Here is a 5,900-nt window from a genome sequence, read left to right on the forward strand (position 1 = left end):
CCGCGGCGGCTTCGCTGTAAGGTTCTTCGTCACGTCGTGCGCAGCGCAGCGCAGCGCCGTGTCACGTGACACCGGTAGGTGCGTAGCGCGTCGGCATTCTCCTCCGGAAAAATCCGCTAAAACCAGCTGTAATGCCACACCGGTTTCGCGCATTATTGCTACGCATATCGACTCCCGACGGATGGAGAATCCCTTGATCACCAACCGCGTTCGTGCCCGTGCAGCCGCCTCGGTGCTGGCCGCAGCCGCCCTGACCGCGGGGCTCGCGGCCTGTGGCGGCGACAGCCTGGAGGAAAAGGGCGGCACGGACTCGCCGGACGACGACAAGTCATCTCTGGTGGTGGGCCAGGCCGGGTTCACCGTCTCGACGGTGACCGCCGAGCTGTACTCGGCGATGCTGAAGGACGCCGGCCACGACGTCACGATAAAGAAGCTGGAGAACCGCGAGCTCTACGAGCCCGAGCTGGAGAAGGGCAGCATCGACGTCTTCCCGGAGTACGCCGCCACCCTCGCCGAGTTCCTCAACGCGAAGGAGAACGGCGTCGAGGCACCGGAGAAGAACCCCGTCGCGTCGAACGACGCCGACGAGACGGTGACCGCCCTGCGCAAGCTCGCCGAGCCCCGCGGCCTGAAGGTGCTCGACGCCGGCGACGCCGTCGACCAGAACGCCTTCGCCGTCTCCAAGGACTTCGCCGCAGAGAACGACCTCAAGACCCTCAGCGACCTCGGCAGGACCGGCGACGGCATCCGCCTCGCGGCGGGCGACGAATGCCCGGAGCGCCCGTTCTGCGAGCCGGGCCTGGAGAAGACGTACGACATCGACATCACGAAGATCGACCCGCTGGGCGTGGGTACGCCCGCGGCCAAGCAGTCGGTCCAGGACGGCACCAACCAGCTCGCCCTGACGACGACCACGGACGCCACCCTGGACGACTTCGACCTGGTACTCCTGGAGGACGACAAGGGCCTGCAGAACGCGGACAACATCCTCCCCGTCGTCAACGCCAAGGAGGCGGGGACGAAGGAGATCGCCGCCACGCTGGACAAGCTGACGCGGGTGCTCACGACCGACGACCTGATCGAGCTGAACCGCAAGGTCGACGCCGAGCGGATGAAGCCGGCGGACGCGGCGAAGGAGTACCTGGAGGAGAAGAACCTCCTCGGCTCCTGACCCGGCCGGACACCACCCCGGACCCCCTGCCCCAGCCGGCTCACCCCGGCGGCGCAGGGGGTTCGGCACCGGCCCGGCCCCGCTCCTCCCGGTCTTCCTTCCCTACGCCGTTCAGCAGGTCCACGATCCTCCGCGCGCGGGTGGCCGAAGTCGCCGTCAGCCGGGTCCACGACCCGTCCCGGAAGGAGATCGTGAAGTCGACCTGGCCCACGCTGAACGTCTTGACCGCGGCACCGGCGATGTCCTGACGGGGCAACGCCCAAAGGGCCGTCTCGGATCCCGGGACCTTCGTGCCCTCGCCCCACGAGACGAACCACCGGTTGCCCCGCGACATCTCCTCGTACGACGTGATGCGCACGAGGTCCGCGGACTCGCCCAACTCGATCTCGGTGACGGTCCGCCAGGACCGCCGGGAGGGATCGAGCTGCCAGGGCAGCGTACGGGCCCTCTCACCCTCGCCCGCCCACATCACGGGGAAGTCGTCGATCTCGTTCTCCCGCTCCTCCAGCTTCCCCCGCTTCTCCTCGGAAACCGGGAAGCCCCCGAGAGCGTCGAGGATGATGACGAAGGGGAGAGCCAGGATCCTGACGGTCACCATGAAGACGACAAGGCCGAGCCTTCTGAAGAAACCCCGCACCGCGAACGGCTTTCCGGGCGGCCACCCGGGCAGGTCGCGCTCGATGTCGTTGCGCTCGTGATCGCGAAAGGAGCGCCGCTTCCGCACGGACATGGCGTCGCCACTGGCAAACTTGACCCGGAAACGTTCCAGTCCGTCGTCCATTCATCCTCCCTGTTCCCGAGGCGGAGAAAAACTCACGGTCTGCAGAACGACGGCCGTCATCTCGCAGAACTCCCCCAGTAGTCCATCGACGCGGTATCGAGCGTGAACACCCCGATGTACGGCCCGGTGGGAAACGGGACGTGGGCCTGGATCTGCCCGGCGCGGAGCCTGGTCTCCTGCCCGCCGCCCGCAAGCTCGGCGGGCACGGTGAACTCGCGTAACGACACCGAGGAAACAGCGGGCCCGCAGGGCAGGTCGTGCCACCGCACGTCGTTCATCGAATCCCGGACGAGGACTTCCCGTATCCCCGTGGCGGCGGCTTCGACGGACGGATGCCCGCTCTCCACCGCACCCACGTTGAACGCACAATGCGCAACCCCGCCCTCGTCCCGGGCGAACAGCCCCAGCGCCGCATACTCATGACCGCAACTCCCCATCAGCTCCCCCATCCCGGCGTAGTACGGGGCGGTGGAGGCCCAGAGGGCGTCGTCACCGCGGGGGAAGAGTTCCCGTACGAACTCGTCGGCCAGGGCTGCGCGTTCTTCGGCGGCGGCGGCGAGGGGCAGGGAGTGGAAACCGTCGGGAACGGTGAACCAGACGGGAGGTATGCCGTCGGGGTGGGGAGAAGTCATGGGAGTGGCACCGATTTCAGTCGAGATCACCGGGCTGCAATGTGGGCTGTCCACCTTCCGGACTCATCAGATGCATGGTTCCCCCGGCGATACCGTTGACCGGATCCGCAGAGTCGGACCAGGCTTCGAACAGGAGGTTGCCGCTGGGCCGCCTGGTGACGATGCCGTGGCGGTAAACGGCGCCCGGTCCACCTGCTTTTCCATCGGATGGCGCACGCTCTGCCAGGTAGGTGTCGATGGCGTTCCGCTGGGGCGCAGTGAGCTGATCCGGCGGGAGGAAGGTGGACGAGATATGCCGGAGGATGCGATTCACGGCATTCTCGCTGTAGGAGTGGAGTCGGCACCACGAGCGGTCGGTGAACGTGATCGTGAAGTTCCGACGGCCCTTGCTGAACTGCTTGCGCTCCGCCCGGGCGAGGGACGACCGGTCCGCCTCCCAGAGGGGTTCGTCGCGGGACGTGTCGTCGTCGGGAAAGCCCACGAGCACCAGGCGCGCATCGGTGACGATCAGGTGTGTCCGGAAGCTCGCGGGGCGGCGGGCGGGATCGGCTTGCCACGGAAGCGTTCTGGCGATCCCGCCTTCCGGCGCCCACATGACGGGGAAGTCGTCGACCTCGTTCTCGGGATCCTCGCTCTTGCCGCGAACCCTGGGCTCGCCGAACGGGGACCCCACAGCCCCCAGGATGCCCGCGGTCAGGGCGACCAGCGAATGGCTGACGACGCCCGCCTTCCTGGCCGTACTCCGGGCATTCCGGTCCGCCCGGCTGCGCACGGCGTAAGTCGGCCCCTCCGGCCATCCCGGCAGCTCATGCTGGATGTCACGACGCTCGGTGTCCCGGAACCAGCGCATACCGGAAACCGGCGCCGCCATACCTGTTGCGAACTCCACGGGCCCGCGGCTGAGTAACGTCTCCCCTCGGCGCGGCTCCCACGCTGCCATGATCCATCCTCTCCTCACTCGCCGAACGCGGCCTCGAAACGATCACCGATGTGCACATCGACACCGAGGTGCTGCGGAATAGTCACCAGTTTCGGTGCCATCTTCAGTCCGGAGTCCAGCATCCGCCCGCCGGCGGAGAACGGATCGATGGCAATCTTCTTGAAGCTGAGGGCGCTGAGCCCTTTGGTGCCGATCAACTGGCCGTCCCCGTAGCCCTTCTGCGCAATTCCGAGCATGCGACTCTGCAGCCCACTTCCCTTGGCCGTCAGAAGGCCGACCTCACTGCGCCCCCAAAGCGCGACACTCTTGAATGGCTTGTAGCCACCGATGACCTTGCCGGCGCCTTCACCGAACGACACGAAGTTGCGCGCGACATGCGAGTCCGCGGCGTAGTTCGTGCCAAGTTGCGCAACGCGCGCTTGCGCCGCCTCAAGGTTGGCCAGCTTCGCGCCCTTGGTGAACGCCCCCGCAACAGGAATGACGCCGAGGGCGTCCAAGCCGATCGTGGTCCAGCTGACGTCCGCCCCCGCCGCCTTGGCGATCCCGTGCGTGGCGAGCGTCAGCCCTCCTGTGATCAGCGCCGCCGTCGCGAAGGCCGCCCCGATCCCGAAGGGCGCCGTGACGATGGCGAGCACCGCGAGCGCGGCCGTGACGTAGCTGAGTACGTCGCCTATTGCCTTGATCAGGTCCGCGTGGTCCTGGACCCAGTCGAGGGCGTCACCCAGGGCGTCGGACACTCCACTGGCGATACGGTCGAACAGCCCCGGCTCGTCCGGGGCGATGTCGCCTGCGGTGTCGAGTTCCCGGCAGATCGACCACGCCTCGGCGAAGTAGCGCTCCTTGAGGGCCTCCGCCCGGCTCCGCACCCCGTCCAGCGCGTCTCCGGCCTCCTCGGCGGCCTTCTCGCGCTTGTCCTGCTGCTTCTGCTGCGCGTCCGACGCCTTGTCGTCATCCGACGCACCGGGAAAAGGCGCCGCCTTCCCCGCGTCGACCAACCGCCGCGCGTCCCCGAGGGCCTCCTGCTTGCGCCGCGCCTCGCGCTCCAGCGCACGCGCCTCGTCCTGGAAGCGGTCCATCTCGTCGGACCAGCGCCGCAGCGCTCTTGCCGCCTTTTCGAACGAGGTGTGCGCCCGCTTGATGTCGGGCGTGACGTTGTCGGCCACGTGGTCGGAGAAGGCGTTCGCGGCTTTGCCCTTCCAGACTCCCTGGTCGAGGCGCTCCAGTTCTTTGGCGGTGGTCCCCAGTTCACCGGCCAGCCGGCCGATGGTACGGGCCAGATACTTGGTGCTGTGGGCGTCACCGGGTGCGGGGTCGAAGCCGAGGGTGGGATAGTCCTTGTCGGCCACGTCAGCTCCCCTTGGGCTGGAGGGCTGCTTCCAGTTCCTTTTCCAGTCCGTCGAAGTCCGTGGCGATCTTCCGCAGCATCTTGGCCGCGCCGTCGGCGTGCTCGCCGAGTTGCTCGATCCCGTACTCCCACGACTCGGCGAAGTCCTGCAGCTCGCGCGTGAGCATCCAGGCGCCGACGACGTCGGTGTCGGTCCCCTTCATCGAGCGGGCGGCGTAGTCCAGGCGTTTGGCCATGGTCGTGAAGGTAAAGCACAGCTCGTCGAGAACGTCGCCCTTGATCTTCAAGTCTGCCATCCGGGTCCTTCCGAGGGGTCGACGGCCCGTGGGAAGTGACGCTAGCGAATCGGAATGCCGCCACACCACCCCGAATCCCTCTGAGGCATTGCCTATTGAGGTAATGATGGAATTCCATTGGCCGCGCACTTCCAGCCGGGGCACGTTGCGTCCCGGCGCGACCCTTTCGTCTGGCATTGGCGCAATCTGCAAGGGTGGAATTCCATAGCGGGCCCCGTGTCCGGGTCGTCCCGATCGCCGGGCGGGTGTCTCCCTGCGAACAGTCGGGACGGGGGTGCCGGGTGGGTGGGACGTAACTGGCGGGAAACGATTGGTTCTGGGCTGCTCCATTTGGGACATCTGCACGGTAAGTTGCGGCCTATGTCACGTGGACGCCATCGCTTCTCCTCGCCGATGCGCGGGCTGCTGCCGCCCGTGTCGTTCGCCGCGGTCGCGCTGGGTTGCGCGGCTGGGGCCTGGTTGGTTTCCGGGGACGGGCCCGCCGTGCGCTGGTTGGCCGTGGGGGCGGCCGGGGCCGCTGCGGGGGCCTCGGCGCTCATGCGGCTGCGGGATCGTATGGCCGCTCTGCAGGTCACCGAGGCCACCGGGGCGCTGGCGCGGGCCGACCGGCGGCATGAGGAGCAGGTCGCCGAGTTGAAGGGCGACCTTGAGGAGGCCCGGCGGATACGCGGGGAGTTGGAGAGGCGGCTCGGGTCGCGGCACGTCGACCTGGCGCGGTTGCGTACGGATCACGCC

General features: G+C 67.8%; 6 protein-coding genes and 1 pseudogene. 2 read left to right on the top strand and 5 right to left on the bottom strand.

Annotation, left to right across the window (positions count from 1 at the left end):
- Positions 1-181 precede the first annotated feature (181 nt).
- Positions 182-1,171, top strand: a complete 990-nt coding sequence (locus H5J30_RS14995) for an ABC transporter substrate-binding protein (RefSeq protein ID WP_220188924.1) — start codon at positions 182-184, stop codon at positions 1,169-1,171.
- 40 nt (positions 1,172-1,211) lie between these two features.
- On the opposite strand, the gene H5J30_RS15000 is transcribed toward H5J30_RS14995, so the two are convergent.
- The 5 genes from H5J30_RS15000 to H5J30_RS15020 all read right to left on the bottom strand — a co-directional run bounded on the left by H5J30_RS15000 (position 1,212) and on the right by H5J30_RS15020 (position 5,165).
- A complete protein-coding gene (locus H5J30_RS15000) occupies positions 1,212-1,952 on the bottom strand; it encodes a hypothetical protein (RefSeq protein ID WP_181787932.1) in 741 nt (246 codons plus the stop codon).
- Between the two features lie 56 nt (positions 1,953-2,008).
- Positions 2,009-2,584: a hypothetical protein gene (locus H5J30_RS15005; RefSeq protein ID WP_258563325.1), complete on the bottom strand. Its 576-nt coding sequence runs from the start codon at positions 2,582-2,584 to the stop codon at positions 2,009-2,011.
- 16 nt (positions 2,585-2,600) lie between these two features.
- Positions 2,601-3,473, bottom strand: a complete 873-nt coding sequence (locus tag H5J30_RS15010) for a hypothetical protein (protein WP_181787933.1) — start codon at positions 3,471-3,473, stop codon at positions 2,601-2,603.
- Positions 3,474-3,538: 65 nt separating this feature from the next.
- A complete protein-coding gene (locus H5J30_RS15015) occupies positions 3,539-4,870 on the bottom strand; it encodes a putative T7SS-secreted protein (protein WP_181787934.1) in 1,332 nt (443 codons plus the stop codon).
- Position 4,871: 1 nt separating this feature from the next.
- Positions 4,872-5,165, bottom strand: a complete 294-nt coding sequence (locus tag H5J30_RS15020; protein WP_181787936.1) for a hypothetical protein — start codon at positions 5,163-5,165, stop codon at positions 4,872-4,874.
- Positions 5,166-5,558: 393 nt separating this feature from the next.
- On the opposite strand from H5J30_RS15020, the pseudogene H5J30_RS15025 reads away from it, so the two are divergent.
- Positions 5,559-5,900: pseudogene (locus H5J30_RS15025) on the top strand (hypothetical protein); the annotation flags it as partial.

The sequence above is a fragment of the Streptomyces phytophilus genome (assembly GCF_013870535.1).
GTDB classification, from domain to species: Bacteria; Actinomycetota; Actinomycetes; order Streptomycetales; family Streptomycetaceae; genus Streptomyces; species Streptomyces phytophilus.

Coding starts and splice junctions, on each gene's coding strand:
- H5J30_RS14995 (WP_220188924.1), top strand. CDS start 182: ATGGAGAATCCCTTGATCACCAACCGCGTTCGTGCCCGTGCAGCCGCC.
- H5J30_RS15000 (WP_181787932.1), bottom strand. CDS start 1,952: ATGGACGACGGACTGGAACGTTTCCGGGTCAAGTTTGCCAGTGGCGAC.
- H5J30_RS15005 (WP_258563325.1), bottom strand. CDS start 2,584: ATGACTTCTCCCCACCCCGACGGCATACCTCCCGTCTGGTTCACCGTT.
- H5J30_RS15020 (WP_181787936.1), bottom strand. CDS start 5,165: ATGGCAGACTTGAAGATCAAGGGCGACGTTCTCGACGAGCTGTGCTTT.